This window comes from Petralouisia muris, assembly GCF_004793545.1.
Lineage (GTDB): Bacteria > Bacillota > Clostridia > Lachnospirales > Lachnospiraceae > Petralouisia > Petralouisia muris.
The window spans coordinates 22,595-38,962 of the sequence record NZ_SRYA01000034.1 but is presented as its reverse complement, the minus strand read 5'-3'; the positions used below and the strand labels follow the sequence as shown (position 1 = coordinate 38,962).

Annotated in this window: 17 protein-coding genes; 16 read left to right on the top strand and 1 reads right to left on the bottom strand. The window is 43.0% G+C overall.

Annotation, left to right across the window (positions count from 1 at the left end):
• The first annotated feature begins 36 nt into the window (after nt 1-36).
• From srtB to E5329_RS16370, 15 genes are all read left to right on the top strand, one after another.
• On the top strand, nt 37-1,197 hold the full coding sequence (gene srtB / locus E5329_RS16440) for a class B sortase (RefSeq protein WP_168356657.1): 1,161 nt from the start codon (nt 37-39) through the stop codon (nt 1,195-1,197).
• A gap of 35 nt (nt 1,198-1,232) precedes the next feature.
• Nucleotides 1,233-2,792, top strand: a complete 1,560-nt coding sequence (locus E5329_RS16435; protein WP_135990558.1) for a leucine-rich repeat domain-containing protein — start codon at nt 1,233-1,235, stop codon at nt 2,790-2,792.
• Nucleotides 2,793-3,298: 506 nt separating this feature from the next.
• Nucleotides 3,299-3,574 carry a flagellar biosynthesis anti-sigma factor FlgM gene (gene flgM / locus E5329_RS16430; RefSeq protein ID WP_135990557.1) on the top strand — a complete coding sequence of 92 codons (276 nt, stop codon included), beginning with the start codon at nt 3,299-3,301 and terminating at the stop codon, nt 3,572-3,574.
• 15 nt (nt 3,575-3,589) lie between these two features.
• Nucleotides 3,590-4,102 (top strand): flagellar protein FlgN, encoded by a 513-nt coding sequence (locus E5329_RS16425; RefSeq protein ID WP_275443370.1) that lies wholly within the window; start codon nt 3,590-3,592, stop codon nt 4,100-4,102.
• 140 nt (nt 4,103-4,242) lie between these two features.
• On the top strand, nt 4,243-5,940 hold the full coding sequence (gene flgK, locus E5329_RS16420; RefSeq protein ID WP_135990556.1) for a flagellar hook-associated protein FlgK: 1,698 nt from the start codon (nt 4,243-4,245) through the stop codon (nt 5,938-5,940).
• Nucleotides 5,941-5,953: 13 nt separating this feature from the next.
• The gene (gene flgK / locus E5329_RS16415) at nt 5,954-7,795 is read left to right on the top strand and encodes a flagellar hook-associated protein FlgK (protein ID WP_135990555.1); all 1,842 of its coding nucleotides are present in this window, start codon (nt 5,954-5,956) and stop codon (nt 7,793-7,795) included.
• A gap of 14 nt (nt 7,796-7,809) precedes the next feature.
• A complete protein-coding gene (flgL, locus tag E5329_RS16410; protein WP_275443369.1) occupies nt 7,810-9,345 on the top strand; it encodes a flagellar hook-associated protein FlgL in 1,536 nt (511 codons plus the stop codon).
• 11 nt (nt 9,346-9,356) lie between these two features.
• Complete coding sequence (locus E5329_RS16405) at nt 9,357-9,821, top strand: flagellar assembly protein FliW (protein ID WP_135990554.1); 465 nt, start codon at nt 9,357-9,359, stop codon at nt 9,819-9,821.
• 1 nt (nt 9,822) lies between these two features.
• Nucleotides 9,823-10,038, top strand: a complete 216-nt coding sequence (csrA, locus tag E5329_RS16400) for a carbon storage regulator CsrA (protein WP_135990553.1) — start codon at nt 9,823-9,825, stop codon at nt 10,036-10,038.
• A gap of 89 nt (nt 10,039-10,127) precedes the next feature.
• On the top strand, nt 10,128-10,562 hold the full coding sequence (locus tag E5329_RS16395) for a flagellar protein FlaG (protein WP_135990552.1): 435 nt from the start codon (nt 10,128-10,130) through the stop codon (nt 10,560-10,562).
• 11 nt (nt 10,563-10,573) lie between these two features.
• Nucleotides 10,574-12,103 carry a flagellar filament capping protein FliD gene (gene fliD / locus E5329_RS16390; RefSeq protein ID WP_135990551.1) on the top strand — a complete coding sequence of 510 codons (1,530 nt, stop codon included), beginning with the start codon at nt 10,574-10,576 and terminating at the stop codon, nt 12,101-12,103.
• A 15-nt stretch (nt 12,104-12,118) separates the two neighbouring features.
• Complete coding sequence (gene fliS, locus E5329_RS16385) at nt 12,119-12,505, top strand: flagellar export chaperone FliS (RefSeq protein WP_135990550.1); 387 nt, start codon at nt 12,119-12,121, stop codon at nt 12,503-12,505.
• A gap of 1 nt (nt 12,506) precedes the next feature.
• Nucleotides 12,507-12,983 carry a flagellar protein FliT gene (locus tag E5329_RS16380; RefSeq protein WP_135990549.1) on the top strand — a complete coding sequence of 159 codons (477 nt, stop codon included), beginning with the start codon at nt 12,507-12,509 and terminating at the stop codon, nt 12,981-12,983.
• Between the two features lie 291 nt (nt 12,984-13,274).
• Complete coding sequence (locus E5329_RS16375; RefSeq protein WP_135990548.1) at nt 13,275-13,847, top strand: RNA polymerase sigma factor; 573 nt, start codon at nt 13,275-13,277, stop codon at nt 13,845-13,847.
• Between the two features lie 202 nt (nt 13,848-14,049).
• The gene (locus E5329_RS16370; RefSeq protein WP_135990547.1) at nt 14,050-14,649 is read left to right on the top strand and encodes an RNA polymerase sigma factor; all 600 of its coding nucleotides are present in this window, start codon (nt 14,050-14,052) and stop codon (nt 14,647-14,649) included.
• A 602-nt stretch (nt 14,650-15,251) separates the two neighbouring features.
• On the opposite strand, the gene E5329_RS16365 is transcribed toward E5329_RS16370, so the two are convergent.
• The gene (locus E5329_RS16365; protein ID WP_135990546.1) at nt 15,252-15,683 is read right to left on the bottom strand and encodes an RpnC/YadD family protein; all 432 of its coding nucleotides are present in this window, start codon (nt 15,681-15,683) and stop codon (nt 15,252-15,254) included.
• 430 nt (nt 15,684-16,113) lie between these two features.
• Here E5329_RS16365 and E5329_RS16360 point away from each other — a divergent pair, with 430 nt between their 5' ends.
• Nucleotides 16,114-16,311: a hypothetical protein gene (locus E5329_RS16360; protein WP_135990545.1), complete on the top strand. Its 198-nt coding sequence runs from the start codon at nt 16,114-16,116 to the stop codon at nt 16,309-16,311.
• The last annotated feature ends 57 nt before the right edge of the window (nt 16,312-16,368 follow it).

The window sequence follows — 16,368 nt, the reverse complement described above, 5'->3', positions numbered from 1 at the left end:
AAGTAAAAGAAGCAGAGAAGGATGGGAGTTGATATCATGGGCAGAGTATATTGCATTGGAAAATTTCAGTTTGATTCCTATGAAAAATATCAGGAAGCTCTGGATGACATAGAGAAAATCAGATATATTTCCAAGAAAATGGATATCAATGAAACTGGAGTGGCCCAGAAGCTTTATTCACTGATACGGGAAGGAAAGATCATATTTAAAAGTGTGATTGGGGATGATTACCTCCTCTATCTCTCGGATATGGTGGCAGAAGATTATAAGACCATTTCCAGGACCACCTTCACTGACCGGATGGCACGTAAGATAAAGCAGCTGTCGCCTGGTCAGGTGGTAGGCGCCATCTGTATGACAGGTGCAGTAGTGTGTTTTCTGGTCTTTCTGGGAAGTGAACTGCATGATCAGCAGAAGACCAGAGAATTGGAAAGAATTAAGGATGAACAGGAGATTTCCGCTGCGTCAGACTGGCTCTCCGCCCGATTTCTGGAAGCATTAAATGGAGAAGAGGAAGAGGAGCCTGTTCTGGCTCAGTCTGGAACTGTAGATAACAACGTATATGGGGCAGAATTGTCGCAGGAAACAGTGGAGAAGCCGGAAGGCCCAGAAGTTTTACGGGAATATCGGCAGTTGTATGAGCAGAATTCAGATTTTTCTGGATGGCTTAGCATACCGGGAACAAGTATTGATTATCCGGTGATGCAGGCTGTGCCGGAGAGCAGTGATTTTTATCTGACCCATAACTACGATGGGGAAGAGGACATTAATGGGTCAATCTTTCTGGATTCCAGGAATGATTATGAACAGCAGGATGACAATCTGATTGTATATGGACATAACATGAAGAGCGGTATGATGTTCGGAGAATTGAAGAATTATTTGGATCCCGCATTCTTCCAGGAGCACAAGACTATTCAGTTCAATACAATTTATGAGAAGGCACAGTATGAAATCATAGCAGTGTGCCTGGCGAAAGTGCCTGCAGAGGGAGAAGAAGGATTCCGTTATTATGATTTTATCAATGCAGGAAATGAAGAGAACTTCAATAGTTTTCTGAAAAATATGAAGAAAATGAATATAATGGACGGGGATTTGGACGCCTCGTATGGAGATAGATTATTGACACTTTCAACCTGCAATAATTATACAGAAGATGGAAGGTTAGTTTTACTGGCAAAGAAGTGCTCGCCATAACGGCACATATACCAGTTTTCAAGGAGGACAAGAGAATGAAGAAATTATTTGGCAAATGTTTCAATGTAATATTGATACTGGCCTTAACCTTCGCGCTGTCCCCGGCACTGCCGGCTATGGCGGAGGAAGATGTCAGTGCGTTTATTATGGAAGGAAGTACCATTACAGGTTATAATGGACCTGGCGGAGATGTCAGTATTCCAGCTTCTGTAACAGCAATTGCAGATTATGCTTTTGCCGGAAATACAAGTATTTCCAGCGTAACGATTCCAGCAAATGTTACCAGCGTAGGAAGCTATGCATTTTCCGGCTGTACTGGATTGACCAATGCAGTGTTCGGCGGAGCAGTAAGCCTTGGCGGCGGAGCTTTTTATGGATGTTCCTCCCTTGGATACGTGGAATTGCCGGCAGGTCTGACCTCAATTGGTTCAGAGACCTTTGACGGCTGCAGCAGTTTGGGTTCTGTTAATATTCCAGATGGCGTAACCTCAATTGGAGCACAGGCGTTTAATGGCTGCGGAAGTCTTGGAAGCATTAGTATTCCAGGGTCTGTAACAGAGATTGGAAGCAGTGCCTTTAACAATTGTGTAGGACTGTCTGAGATTAATATTCCAGATTCGGTATCCTCTATGGGAAGCGGAGTTCTGGCAGGGTGCAGCGGTTTGACTTCTGTTAGTCTTTCCGGCGGAATGTCCTCTATTCCGGAATTGACCTTATATGGCTGCAGCAGCCTTGGCAGCATTAATATTCCGGGATCTGTGGGAAGCATCGGTTCCCAGGCATTTGGAAACTGCAGCGGAATCGGGAGCATCAGTATTCCAGCGTCTGTCTCTTCCATAGATTTCAGCGCTTTTGATGGCTGCAGCAACCTGGCGGAGGTTAATGTGGAAAGCGGAAATGGAAGTTATGCTTCTTCTGATGGTGCAGTATATGATACCAGTCTGACACAGCTTTTGTATTGCCCGATTGGGAAGTCTTCTTTGACATTGCCGGACAGCATGACTTCGATTGCTTCTTCGGCATTCAGTGACTGCCCTTATGTATATAGTTTGGATGTACCGGCCTCTGTAACTACGATTGAGGTGGACGCATTTACCGGAAGCGGAATTAAAGCAGTAACGATTCTGCCCAATACCACTTCCATTGGTTCTCAGTCATCTTGGACGCCAGATGTAATCCGGGGATACACAGGTTCCCAGGCAGAGAAATTTGCAGATGAGAACGGTTACATTTTTGAGAGTATCGGAACAGTTGGGGCAGATCCTACTCCGACGCCTACTCCCACTCCGGAGCCAACAGATGAGCCTACTCCGACGCCCAGCCCCGGCAGCACGCCAACGCCAACGCCTACTCCTGGCACTGGCGGCAGCGGTGGCGGCAGTACTGGCGGATCCACACAGACAGGCAGTGGCGGAGGCACAAGCGCCGGTTCCCGGACTTCTGTTTCCAGAAATATGGGCACTGCACAAGTGGGAAGCGGAACTCCGAAGACAGGAGTTGCATTTGATGCAAGATATGTGCTTTGTCTCGGCGTGTTCTTTGCAGGAGGTTATTTGGTAATCAGTAAAAAGAGAAAGAGCGCAGATACAGAATAGATTATAAGAAAAGGCATTGCATACTTGCGTAATGGCGCAGGCATTGGCAATGCCTTTTTTGAAAAGGAGAGCATAGAAAATGACAAGGGTTTTTAATATTAATGGCGCCTGTATTCCTGACAGGTAGACAAGCCGGTAGTTTTTATCAATGGAGTGGGAAATTGCAGTGTGGAATCACGGACAAGGAATAATGAGCGGATGGACTTAGTGATTTATTATCGTGGGGAGCAGAGCATTATTGAAATGAAAATATGGCATGGAAATTCATATAACAAACATGCTTAGTTTTAATTTCAATAAAAAGAAAGAAATAGGAGTGAAAGAAGTGGCTGTTGGAAACAAATTGCTGATTGCGGCAGTCGTATAGTCTATTTCTGGTCATTCTTTCCCAATATTTCCTAAAGTTTCTTTTTAAACAACCGATAAATAAAATAGATAAGTAATCAGCAAACAGGTAATACTGTTTCTATAAACTGTAATTTACAGAGAAGAAAGGAGATGCCTTTATGCGTATAGAAGCATATAATCAAATTAGCCAGGCATACAACACCAGCAAAGCTTCCAGGGTTAAAGGCAGCGGAAGCGCAGGGAAGAAAGATGCGGTAGAGATTTCCAGGGCCGGCAGAGATTATCAGGTTGCGAAACAGGCAGTGGCAGAGGCGCCTGACATCCGGAATGATAAAGTTGCTGCTTTAAAGAGCAGTATTGCATCCGGGAATTATAAAGTGGAAGCTGGAGATTTTGCAGCGAAACTGTTAGAAAAATATGAAGCATATTTTTAGAAATGAGGTTTTCACGTGGCCAGCTTAATGGAAGATTTTATGGATGTATTGGAGAAAGAGAACGGGGAATATGAACGCCTAACAGAATTGTCCCGAGAAAAGAGACAGATCATAATTGACGGAAATATCCCCGCTCTTGAGGAAATTACCAGTCGGGAACAGGAAATAACAAGTGTCCTCAAGAATCTGGAAAAGAAAAGAGAAGAAGTAGTCAATGATATGTCTATCGTACTTAGTAAGAAGCCAGAGGAACTGACGCTTACTAATATGATAGCCTTTTTAAATAAACAGCCAAAAGAGCAGCAGCAATTGCAGGAGTTGAAGGAGAAGCTGCATGCTACGTTAGAGCAAATGGCTGAGATTAATAATCAGAACGAGGTATTGCTGCAGCATGCAATTGAGATGGCGGAGTTTGATCTTACACTATTTAAGAGCATGAGGCAGGCGCCGGTTACTGCCAACTATGACAAGCGGGCCAACAATACAGGAGATTTATTGGGCAGCAGCGGATTTGACGCCAAGCAGTAAGAATTGCCGTACTATTAATGTTCAGAAGCAGGAACAATTAATTTACCGCAGTTTTTAAGAGGGAGGAATTAGGAACAGGAATCATAGCAGGGATGCGTAACAGTTCGGGCAGGGATGCGGAATAGAAGGAGAAAGCAATTATGGCAAATGGAATGGGAAGTCTGTATATCGGGGCATCCGGGCTGCAGAACAGCCAGAACGCCTTGAATACTACGGCGAATAACCTGGCAAATGCGGATACCAAAGGCTATGTAAGGCAGCAGGTGCTGTTTGCAGACAGAAGCTATGTCACATTTAAGAGCGCAGCTATCAGCAAGCAGCAGGCAGGACTTGGTCTTGCCATTGCCGATGTGGTACATACCAGAGATATGTTTTTGGATAAATATTACCGCAGAGAGAATGGCCGTCAGGCATTTTATGAGGCAAATTACCTGGCAGTTCAGGATGTGGAAGATATTTTTCAGGAATTGGAAGGAATGCAGTATCAGAATGTACTGGAGGATTTCTGGGATTCTTTTGAAGAATTGTCGAAGGGACCGAATGAAGAAGTAAATCAGAATTTGGTTGTTCAGAAGGCTACATTGTTTATTGAACGCTCCCAGGGTATTTATCAGAATATGAAGGAGTACCAGAAGAGAATCAATATTAAGATTCGGGAAGGCATTGACCGTATCAATGAGCTGGGGCATACGATTCAGGAACTGAATCAGGAGATTATGAGAATTGAGTCCGGCGGCATAGAGACAGCCATGACTTTGAGGGATGAGAGAGACAATGCGTTAGATGAACTTTCCGCTCTGGCGAAAATAGACGTCCGGGAGGATGTCAATGGAGCGGTTCGGGTCAGATTGGAAAATGTAGAGTTTCTGGATGAAGTGCATGTATTTGAGATTGGAACCATTACCGATGAAATTACAGGTTTTGTAACTCCTATCTGGCCTCAGTTGTCCGATATGGCCAGAGGAAAATATACGCCTATGTTTGACTATAATGTGGACATTTCGCCAGAATTGAATACAGATATTGGTCAGTTAAAGGCGCTGGTGCTTACCAGAGGAGAGAAAATCGGCAATTACCGGGATGTTACAGGCGTTTCGGCGGATAAATACAACAATGGGGCAGGAATGTCAGTTATGGTTTCGGCGGAGGCAGAACTGGATCAGATGATTCATGAAATTATAACTGCAATTAATGATGTGTTCAGTCCTACCACCACAGCAAGCTTTACAGCCACAGATGGAACCAGGTACACAGACGTACGGGTATGGGATGAAGAGAATGCCTGCCTGGGTCAGGATGGGGAAAAGCCTGGCCGGGAACTGTTTACCAGACGGGGATGCGATCGATATACGGCTGTAACGGAACAGGGAACAGGAAAGATTTATTATGTCTACAATGAGGAAGATCCTCAGGATACCTCTAAAATGTATACCACACAGGGGGTTACCGTGAATCACGATTTGCTGGAAATCGAATCAGGGCTTCCTCATTTGGATAAGAATGGAGATCCGGACTGGGATCTGGCCCATAAGCTGGTAAATCTCTGGGAGGAAAAGAAATATACGGTGAACGCCAATGATACCAATCCCTGTTCTTTTAAAGAATATTACCAGAGAATGATAAATGGAATTGGTGCAAAAGGAGATGTGTTCGGAGGTCTTGCCACGGATCTGGAGGGAGAAGTAGCCAGTATTGAGAACAGCAGACAGCAGGTCTTCGGAGTGTCTTCTGATGAAGAATTGCAGAACATGATTAAATACCAGAGTGCGTATAATGCAGCCAGCCGGTTTATCAATGTAATTTCTGAGATGCTGGAGCATCTTGTAACGCGGCTGTAAATAGGAGGGAATTATGCCATCAACATTTTTTGGATTAACCATAGCGGGATCCGCTTTAAATTCTTTTCATGCAGCCACCAATACGGTTGCAAATAATATCTCCAATGTGAATACCAAGGGTTATACCAGGCAGGAGGCTGTCAGGGTGGCAGCAGAGGCTCTGCGCACCAATCAGCGTTACGGAATGGTGGGCAGCGGCGTAACTACTACGGAGATTATACAGAAACGTGATTTCTATTATGATGTAAAATATTGGGAGAATAACGCCAGGGTTGGCATGTATGATACAAAACTCTACGGAATGCAGCAGATCGAGGATTTTTTGCTGGACGATGATTCTGCCAAAGGCTTTACAACTATTTTGAACGAAATGTTTTCAGCCATGGAGGATTTGCAGAAGACGCCGGAAAGTCTGGACGCCAGGAAAGCCTTTATCAGTAAATCCCAGAATTTTGTTAACTTTTTCAACAGTATGAATGTAGGGCTTACCAGAATTCAGGAGGATTTTAACCAGGAAATTGCTGCTCAGGTGGCGAATATTAATTCGATTGGACAGAAGATTGCTTTGCTGAATAAGCAGATTAATGTAATTGAGCTTCAGGGAACCAATGCCAATGAACTGAGAGATCAGCGGGCGTTATTGGTAGATCAGCTTTCAGAGCTTGTGCCGGTGGAAGTGATAGAATCGCCGGTAGCCAATAGCAATTATCCGGATGTGTATACAGGAGCTACCAATTATGTGCTGAAAATCAACGGCCAGACCCTGGTTGAGAACTTTGAATATAATACACTGGAATGCCAGGCAAGAAATTATAAAGTTAACCAGTCTGACGCAGAGGGATTGTACGAGATTCGCTGGAGCCATACTGGCATGGAATTCAACGCATCCGGGAAAAATTGCACCGGAAGGCTGAAGGCGTTGTTTGATATCCGCGATGGCAATAATAATGAGGCTTTTCAGGGGAGAATCGATTCCTTTACAGCAGGAAACGGCGGAAGTATTGTAAGCGTTAAGAATCCAAGTATTACTTCAATTAATGGAATGACCATGCCTTCTGAGGGCGTGATTACGCTGGGCAATAAGAATTTTGCTTATTCCGGATTTACTTATAATGCTGAGACTCAGACCTATGAATTCCAGTTGAAGACAACTCTTTCTGTGGAAGAGCAGAATGCAATGAATAACCGGAGCGCAGTGATAGGAAGCAATATTGACGCCATGGGAGTTCCGTATTATCAGGCTCAGGCCAATAATTTTATCCGGGAATTCGCGAAGCAGTTTAACCTGATACACAAGTCAGGAGTAGATCTGAACGGGAATGAAGGAAAGTCTTTCTTTGTGGCGAAAGATCCTACAGACGGGACGGAATATAATTTTGACGGCTATCATGGAATGCAGGATATGGATGACACTATGACTTCCACTGGCAACTATTATTATCTGCTGACAGCATCCAGTGTGAAAGTAGATAAAGATCTGGAACTGGATCCCCGTTTACTGGTAACCATGTATCAGAGCGATTTGGAAGATGACGTAGCCAGTCAGGATATTGTAGAGAAAATGCTCACCTTGAAGAGTGAAGTGACTATGTTCCGGGGAGTGGGCGCCGATCAGTTCCTGGCGTGCCTGATCAGCGATAACACAGTGGATACGCAGAAAGCGAAGAATTTTCTGGAGAGTTATACCAATATCAATGAAACAATTATTCAGAAACGGATGTCAATTTCCGGCGTAGACGAGGATGAAGAGGCCCTTGACATGTTGAAGTTTCAGAATGCATATAATCTGGCGTCCAGAATGATACAGACTATGACAGAGATGTATGACCGTCTGATTCTGGAAACCGGCGTATAGAAGGAGGCACAGCCATGATGAGAGTAACCAACAGCATGATCAGCAGAAACAGCATGAAGAATATGAACAACAACAAGGTAAATGTTGATACGCTGAATACACAGATGACAACACAGAAGAAAATTATCCGTCCCTCGGATGATCCTATTATCGCAATCCGTGCTCTCCGTCTCAGAAGCAACTTAAGCGAGCTGAACCAGTATTATGAGCGAAATATACCGGACGCCCAGTCCTGGTTTGAAGTGACAGAAGGCGCCCTGAAGAATATGGAAGATATACTGAGAGATATTTATACCAAATGTGTGGATGCATCTACAGATGTTAAGACCCAGGAAGACCGTGCAGCGATCCTGAAAGATCTGCGTTCCCTGCGGGAGCAGGTATATGCGGAAGGAAATACGGACTGTGCCGGAAGAACGGTGTTTACCGGATATAAAACCAACAGCCAGCTTACATTCCTGGAAGAGGATAAGGATATTAAATATGAGATTACGGAGCCTCTTTCTTATGAGAATATAGAAGAGAAGCGGTATTACAGTAATCTTGTGACGGTGCCTAATACATCCGCAGAAGTGCAGCCAGGCGTGGCGGTTGGAGATATGCCTGAGGAGCATGTGATTAATAGGATTCGTTTGTCTTATGAGGGGCTTGAGGATTTGAATCCGGATAATCTCACATATATAGATGCTAACGGCGATCCTCAGAAGTTTACAGATATGATGTTGCAATCAGGTGGGGCTATGACTTTTGCATCATTAGAGACAGGCATGTCCTATGATGCTTGGGTAGAAGGAGGATGCCAGGTTGGAGATAATCAGGCAATATTTTTTAAAGAGACAGGAGAATTAGTGTTAGGAGCAGATCTTGCCAACCACATCAACAGCGAAAAAATGCAGCTCAGCATCACCTACCAGAAGCAAGGCTTCGATGAAGGCGAAGTAAGGCCCGAACACTATTTCGATTGCAAGAACATCACCGACCCCAACAAGGAACTCACCTATGTAAAAGAAAACCAGGAAATCAAATTCACCGTTGCCTTTAACCAGCAGCTGACGGTAAACACGCAGGCCAGCAACGTATTAGACGCCAACATAGGCCGTGATGTGGATGATATCACCAATGCCGTTCAGGCATCCATTGCAGCCCATGATAAAGTAGAGAAGCTGAAAGCGATGCAGCAGGAGCATCAGTATTCCGATGAGGCTTCTCAGGAAAAGCTGAAAGAATGGATAGAAGCAGCTGAGAAGGAAGCTGTTTATGCAGATGACAATATGCAGAAGATGTTTGCCAGTGGAATTACCAAGTTCCAGAATCATATGGACCGGGTAAAACTGGCCAGAACAGATTTGGGAAGCCGTGAAAACCGCCTGAAGCTGACAGAAAACAGAATGTCCAGCCAGCAGGCAACCTTTGAACAGCTCAAGTCCAGAAATGAAGATATGGAACTGTCTGATATAATCATTGAATATACGGCAGCGTATAACGCGTATCAGGCGTCCCTGCAGGCGTCCGCGAAAGCAAACGGCCAGACTCTGCTGAATTATCTGTAAGGAGGAAAGGCATGCAGTTAGAGACCAGATTATTTGGAGAGATAGAGGTAGAGGAAGAGAAGATAATTTTCTTTGAAAAAGGAATTATTGGATTTCCCGACTGCCAGAAATTTATACTTGTATATGATGAGGGAGAAGACGGAACCAGGAAAGGAATTTCCTGGCTCCAGTCCCTGGATGAGCCGGCGTTTGCCCTGCCGGTTATGGACCCCCTGTTAGTAAAGGAAGATTATAATCCCCAGGTAGAGGATGAAGTGATAAAGCATCTGGGAAATCTTACAGAAGAAAATACTTATGTTCTGGTGACAGTAACAGCAACAGAAGATATCACGAAGCTGAGTGTGAACTTGAAAGCGCCCATAGTAATTAATGCAGATGAACGGAAAGCGCATCAGGTCATTGTAGAAGATGATTTTCCGGTGAAATTTGCGATCTACGAGATTTTGCAGGCAAAAAAAGAAAAGGCGGGTGAATAGAATGCTGGCATTAACCAGAAAAAAAGGAGAATCCATCATTTTAAATAATGATATTGAAATCAGTATTCTGGAGCTGCGCGGGGACCAGGTAAAAATTGGAATCAGCGCACCCAAAGAGGTTCCCGTATATCGAAAGGAAGTATATCTTCAGATTCAGAAAGAAAACGAGGCAGCGTCGTCGGCAGCCAGCCTTGCGGCCTTGAAGGAAATTTTATAATATAAATGATGGTTCTTAATTTTTTCCGCCAGATGGTCGATATATATAAAAGAAAAAATATCGGTCAGGTTTCACATGGAGGTGATTATATGGAAGTTCGAAAGGTGAATACGCCATCCGTGCCTTATCAGGGAAGTGGGCCGGAGGTGGCTGTAAAGCTAGAAACAGCAGTAAAGCAGGAGCCCGTGATAAGTTCTGCAGTGCCGAAGACAGAGAAAAAGGCAGCGCCCAGGACGGCAGTTTCAGACAGTCCGGTGATATCGGAAGAAGAGAAGCAGAACCCAGTGGACTCCAACGAAATGAAGAAAAAGAGCGGCATGAAGCGTGCAGTGGAAGAAATAAACCGGAAGGCGAAGAATTCGGAAGTGATTTTCGGCATTCACGATGCAACCAACCGGGTAACCATTAAGGTAGTGGATAAGGGAACCAAAGAAGTAATCCGGGAGTTCCCGCCAGAGGAAACACTGGATATGATAGCAAAAGTATGGGAATTAGCCGGCATTATGATAGATGAACGGGGATAGGAGGAAGAGAAATGGCAATTAGGATTTCCGGATTGAATTCAGGTCTTGATACAGATTCCATTGTACAGGAACTGGTATCAGCATACCGTACGAAACAGGATAAATACAAGAAGGCGCAGACCAAGCTTTCCTGGAAGCAGGATGCATGGAAAGAGATGAATACCAAGATTTACAATTTCTATAGTAAATCTCTGTCTAATATGCGCCGTGTTGGTAACTTTACCAATAAGAAGGTCACAACAGTTTCAGACAGCTCGAAAGCAACAGTTTCGGCATCTTCCAGCGTAGTCAACGGAACTCAGACTCTGAAAGTGAATAAGCTTGCTAAGGCTGGTTATTTGACTGGACGGGAGCTGAAGGCTTCTGACGGCGAGAAGATTACAACGAGTACGGAATTGTCGAAATTGGGTATTTCCAGCGGTACCCTGAAGCTGAAAGTGGGCGGAGAGACAAAGACCGTAGAAGTTACGTCTGGCATGACAGTAAAGGATTTTACGAAAGCCTTAAGTGAACAGGGAATTACAGCGAATTTTGATGCAAATCAGCAGAGATTTTTCCTGGCTTCTTCAGAGACTGGCGTGAGCCATGACTTTAATTTTGTAGTGGAAGATCAGGCATCCTTAAACGTGCTGAACAGCCTTGGACTGGCAACAGAGCAGAATTATAAAGATTTGAATGTTACTCCGGCAGAGGGTACAGTGTTTGCCAATAAAGATGATGCTGAAAACGCAGAAATTGTGCTGAACGGCGCAACCTTTACCGGTGAAAGCAATAAATTCTCCATCAATGGATTGAATATTACAGCTACAGGCATCAGCGATGAGATGACAATCAGTACATCAACAGACGTAGATGGCATTTATAACATGGTGAAAGACTTCCTGAAGGAATACAACGAAGTAATGAACGCCATGGAGGCAGCTTACAATGCGCCTACTGCTAAGGGGTATGAGCCGCTGACAGACGATGAGAAAGACGCTATGTCTGATAAGGAAGTAGAGAAGTGGGAGACAAAGATTAAGGATTCCATTTTGAGAAGGGATGATACCCTGCGTTCCGTAATGAGCGGAATGTCTTCCCATATGTCTAAAGTGTTTGAAGTAAATGGTAAGAATTACAGTCTTGCATCCTTTGGAATTAAGACGGCAGGTTATTTTAATTCCGCAGAAAATGAGTCCTATGCATACCACATTGACGGCGATGCGGACGATTCTGTTTCTTCTTCCAATGAGGATCAGCTGCGTAAGATGATTGAGGAAGATCCCGATGCAGTTGCAGGATTTTTCACTCAGCTTGCTACCAGTGTGTATGATAATCTGCATGAGAAGATGGGAACCACTACATTAAGCAGTGTTTACAAGGTTTATAATGATAAACAGATGCAGAGCGAGTACGATGAGTACACGAAGACCATTAAGAAATGGGAAGATAAACTGAAAGATATGGAAGATTACTATTATAAGAAATTCTCAGCTATGGAGACTGCATTAGCAAAACTGCAATCTCAGACAAATTCACTTTCTTCACTGTTAGGTGGCTGATAAGGAGGACATGAGGTGATAGCAAACAGAGGGTACGACGCCTATGCAAAGAACAAGATATTAACAGCTTCTCCGGCGGAGCTGACATTGATGCTTTATGAAGGAGCGATTAAGTTCTGCAATATTGCAATTGCCGCTATTGAAGAAAAAGATATTGAGAAAGCCCATAATAACATAACCAAAGTAGAAAATATCATTGCCGAATTTCTGTCAACACTGGATCACAAGTATCCGGTAGCCCAGGATTTCGAAAACGTTTATAACTATCTGATGGAGCGTCTGCTGGAAGCGAATTTGAAGAAGGATAAAGAGATTCTTGAAGAAGTCCTGACCCATCTTCGCACCATGCGGGATACTTGGAAGGAAGTTATGGAACAGAACAAGACTGCAAAGGCAAACTAGTATGGATAATAATTATTTGGATGTGATGATTCAGAGTCTTCAGAAAAAAATTAAGATTCTGGACGGAATAATCAAGAAGAATAAAGAACAGCAGAAGATTTTAGAGCAGGAAGAACTGGATGCAGACGCCTTTGAAGCAAATATTAAGTCCAAGAGTGAACTGGTAGATCAGATTGATTTTCTGGATCAGGGCTTTGAAGAATTATATGGCAGAGTGAAGGCTGCAATTGAGACAGAGAAGCAGGAGCATAAAGAAGAGATTCAGCTGATGCAGCAGCTGATCACAGAAATTACGGAGAAGTCTGTAACGATTCAGAGTGATGAAATCCGCAACCGCAGATTGGTGGAATCTCGCTTTGCTCAGGAACGGAAAAAGGTCAGAAGCAAAAAGAATACCTCCACCGTGGCAAAGCAGTACTATAAGAATATGGCAAAACTGAATTATGTGGACGCCCAGTTTATGGACAGAAAGAAATGAAAGAGGCCCCTTTGCCGGAGAAGATCCGGTGAAGGGGTTTTGAAGTGTTTTTTAAGCGTTGGAAAAAGGAGAATTTGCCTGTAATTTTTGATAACGTAAGAGATTCCTGTACCTAATAGCAGAAATTCTTGGAAATCAAGAATTTAAAAATAAAAATTGCCTGTATTGGGATTGAAAATATGTCAAGCAATCTGTAAAATTTAAGAGTAAACGGATATTTATTACAAGAGAAAAAGGAAATTAGGATGCACAGACAATTTTTACAAAAGGGAAGGAAAGCATGGAGGGATTATGTTTCAATATTTAGTACTGCTGAAAACAGATAGGCAAAAGGACTTTTTCACAAAAATTTATAAAGAATACAAGAATTCAATGTTTTATACATCATACAATATTGTGCATGATTCTTCAGATGCAGAAGATATCGTACATGGAACATTTCTGACATTGATTAAGCATGTGGATAAACTGATAGATAATGAGCCCCATAAAGTTTGGCACTACATAGATACCACCGTAAAAAATAAATCTTTTAATCTTTTAAAGCGCAGGAAGATTCAGGAAGACCCAGGCTTGGATGAAGAATGGATGCAGGGAGAAGTGCTGGAGAAGGGGCCGGATACTCTGATGGAAGAATTCGAACTTCAGGAAGCGATGACAGGATTGCTGAAGAGGTTAAAGCGCCCTTACCAGCAGGTTTTGGCTTTGCAGTATTATCATGAGCTGAGTGTGCAGGAAATTGCAGAAGAAATGGAAACTACGCCGGACAACGTCAGACATATTTCTATGAGAGCTAAGAAAAAGCTGCAGTCCATTTTGGAGGAAAACGGGTTGTGGAACGAAAAAGACGATAAGGATAAATAACAGATTTTCCGTCACAAATGGAAGGAGACAGAAAAATTCTTTTGTGAACAGAAAACGCATTTTGCGGATTTCCTCGTTATGGGATTGAAAGTCATGGAGATCATGTGTAAAATTTAAGATGTAACAGAAAGCAACATAGCAGTGCCGAGTTTACACTGTTATAGCATGACTTACGAAAGAGAAAGGAAGATGAAGGGGGAATATGTTACTACAATATCTGGCTCTGCTGGAAACGGATCATGAGAAGGATTTTTTCACAGATATTTATAAGAAGCACAGGAATGAGATGTACTATAAAGCATACAATATTCTGCATAATGCAGACGATGCGGAAGATATGGTACAGGAGATGTTTCTGTCGCTGATTAGAAACGTAGACAAAGTGATCAATTCGGAACCTTATAAAGTTTGGTTCTATATGGACACTATTGTGAGAAACAAATCTCTCAATCTGCTGAAACGACGGAAAATTCAGGAAACGCCGGGTCTGGACGAAACCTGGATGCAGGAGGAAGTAATAGAAAAAGGCCCTGACACATTGATGGAAGAGTTCGAGGTTCAGGAGGCTCTGACGGGATTGCTGAGGAGATTAAAACATCCCTACAGAGAAGTGTTGATTCTCCAGTACTATTATCAGATGAAACCGAAAGAGATTGCGGTGGAAATGGAAACGACCGCAGATAATGTCCGGCATATATCCAAACGTGCCAAGGACAAGCTGCAGTCCATTCTGGAAGAAAATGGTCTCTGGAATGAAAAGGGTAACAAAGGAAATCGGAAAAAGAAGAAAGGCAGGAAGTAAACATATATCCGAACAGGCTGATGAAAGGCCTGTTCGGATGTCTTGTTGGGAACTGCTAAAAAATAACCTGCGGAGATGGGTATTTGTATAAGCTGAAAAAAGGATTATTTCTTAACAGATGCTCATATGGCAGGGATAAAAGGAGTGAAGAGCCAGAGCTGGTGAGAGAGTTTGTTCTGGCTCTTCAATGATTTTTCCATCTCCCCGGAAAAATCTATATGAATACCCGCCACATATATAATAACAACCGAGAGATGCGAAATATGACACTTTTTGGGGGATATTTCGAAGAAATGGTAAAAAGTGTAATTTTTCGGGGGATGTTGGAGAAAAAATAAAAAAAGCTTTTATTTTCTGCATCAAGGAAAATAAAAGCTTGCGATAATCAGTAATGACGATGGAAAATTGCTGATTATTGCAGGCGCAATTTTATTGTCATGGCAGGGGAACGATGCCTCCATTTGAACGCAAAGAGACGCATAGCTTACAATTTACTGTACCATGCGTCTTTACATTGCTATTTTGAATTAGTAAGTGCCTAAAGTTTCTATAACAGCCCGAAGCTGTTTTTCTGGATATAGGCTCAATGCCAGAAGAAGCGGTCAGACGCCAAACATTTTACGGGCGCTTTTCACGTCCTCCACCGTGCAGCCTAACTCTTTTGCAAGTTGCTCGTTCTTATAGCCGGGATTGCTTTTGACTTTTTGGAAGATTTTTCCGGTCAGTAAAATTCCTTCCTGAATTCCCTCCTGCCGGCCTTTGAGAATGCCTTCTTGCCGGCCTTTGAGAATGCCTTCTTGCCGGCCTTCATTTCTGATTGTTTTTGCCTCATAATCAAGAACCTTTCCGCCCATAACAGACTTCACTCCTTCCCTGATCTGATCATATTTAGCTGCAATATGCTCTACAACTTTGTTGGACATGTCAATGATGGTGCATTTCGTGTATTCGTCTATTTTCTGGGACTCCGACAGCGCCTCCAGCCTGGCGCGGACGCGCCCGTATTCGGCTTTCAGTTTCCAGCCTATCCGCATGGCGGACGTATTCCCAAAACTGATCCTCATAAGAGAAGATGATTTCTTCCTCCCCGGTATAGCATTCCCCAAAAACTTCATTGATTACGGGAAGGATCAGACTGCTGCAGTCATTCAGCAGTGTCCTGAACACGTCATCGTATGGTGTGCTGGTTGAACTCATCTTTCCCTCCTTGCTGTATACTTTGGATGTGCCGTATATAAATAAAGGGCAGCAGAACTTTTTGATAGAATCAGTTTAACATGGATTGAAGGGAAACACAATGAATTTTCATTTGTAAAATTGTGGACTGAAATAAAATGAATTCTTTGTCAAGGGCATTTTTTGAATTTGTTTTGAGAACAAATAATCCGTTTGTTTTAATTATACAATTCCTTTTATGGGGATATTCTGTTGCTAAGTATCCACAGTATTCATCAGGAGACAGCTTTGCCAGCCGCTATTGGTAATGACTGTATAAATTATATGCAGTGTGCTTTTGTTGTATCCACTAAGGCTTCTTCTGATTCTATGCTAATAATTTTGAAAAAGATGGAAGCCATGAGAATTGAAAGTGAAAGAAGCAAGATTAAAAGTGCGAAAGCGTCAGAACAAGCGGGTGGAGAATATATTCTGAAATTTTGCTAAATTATTAATTAAACTTTACCGATATAAGATGCAGATAGGAAATCATTTGAACGCATG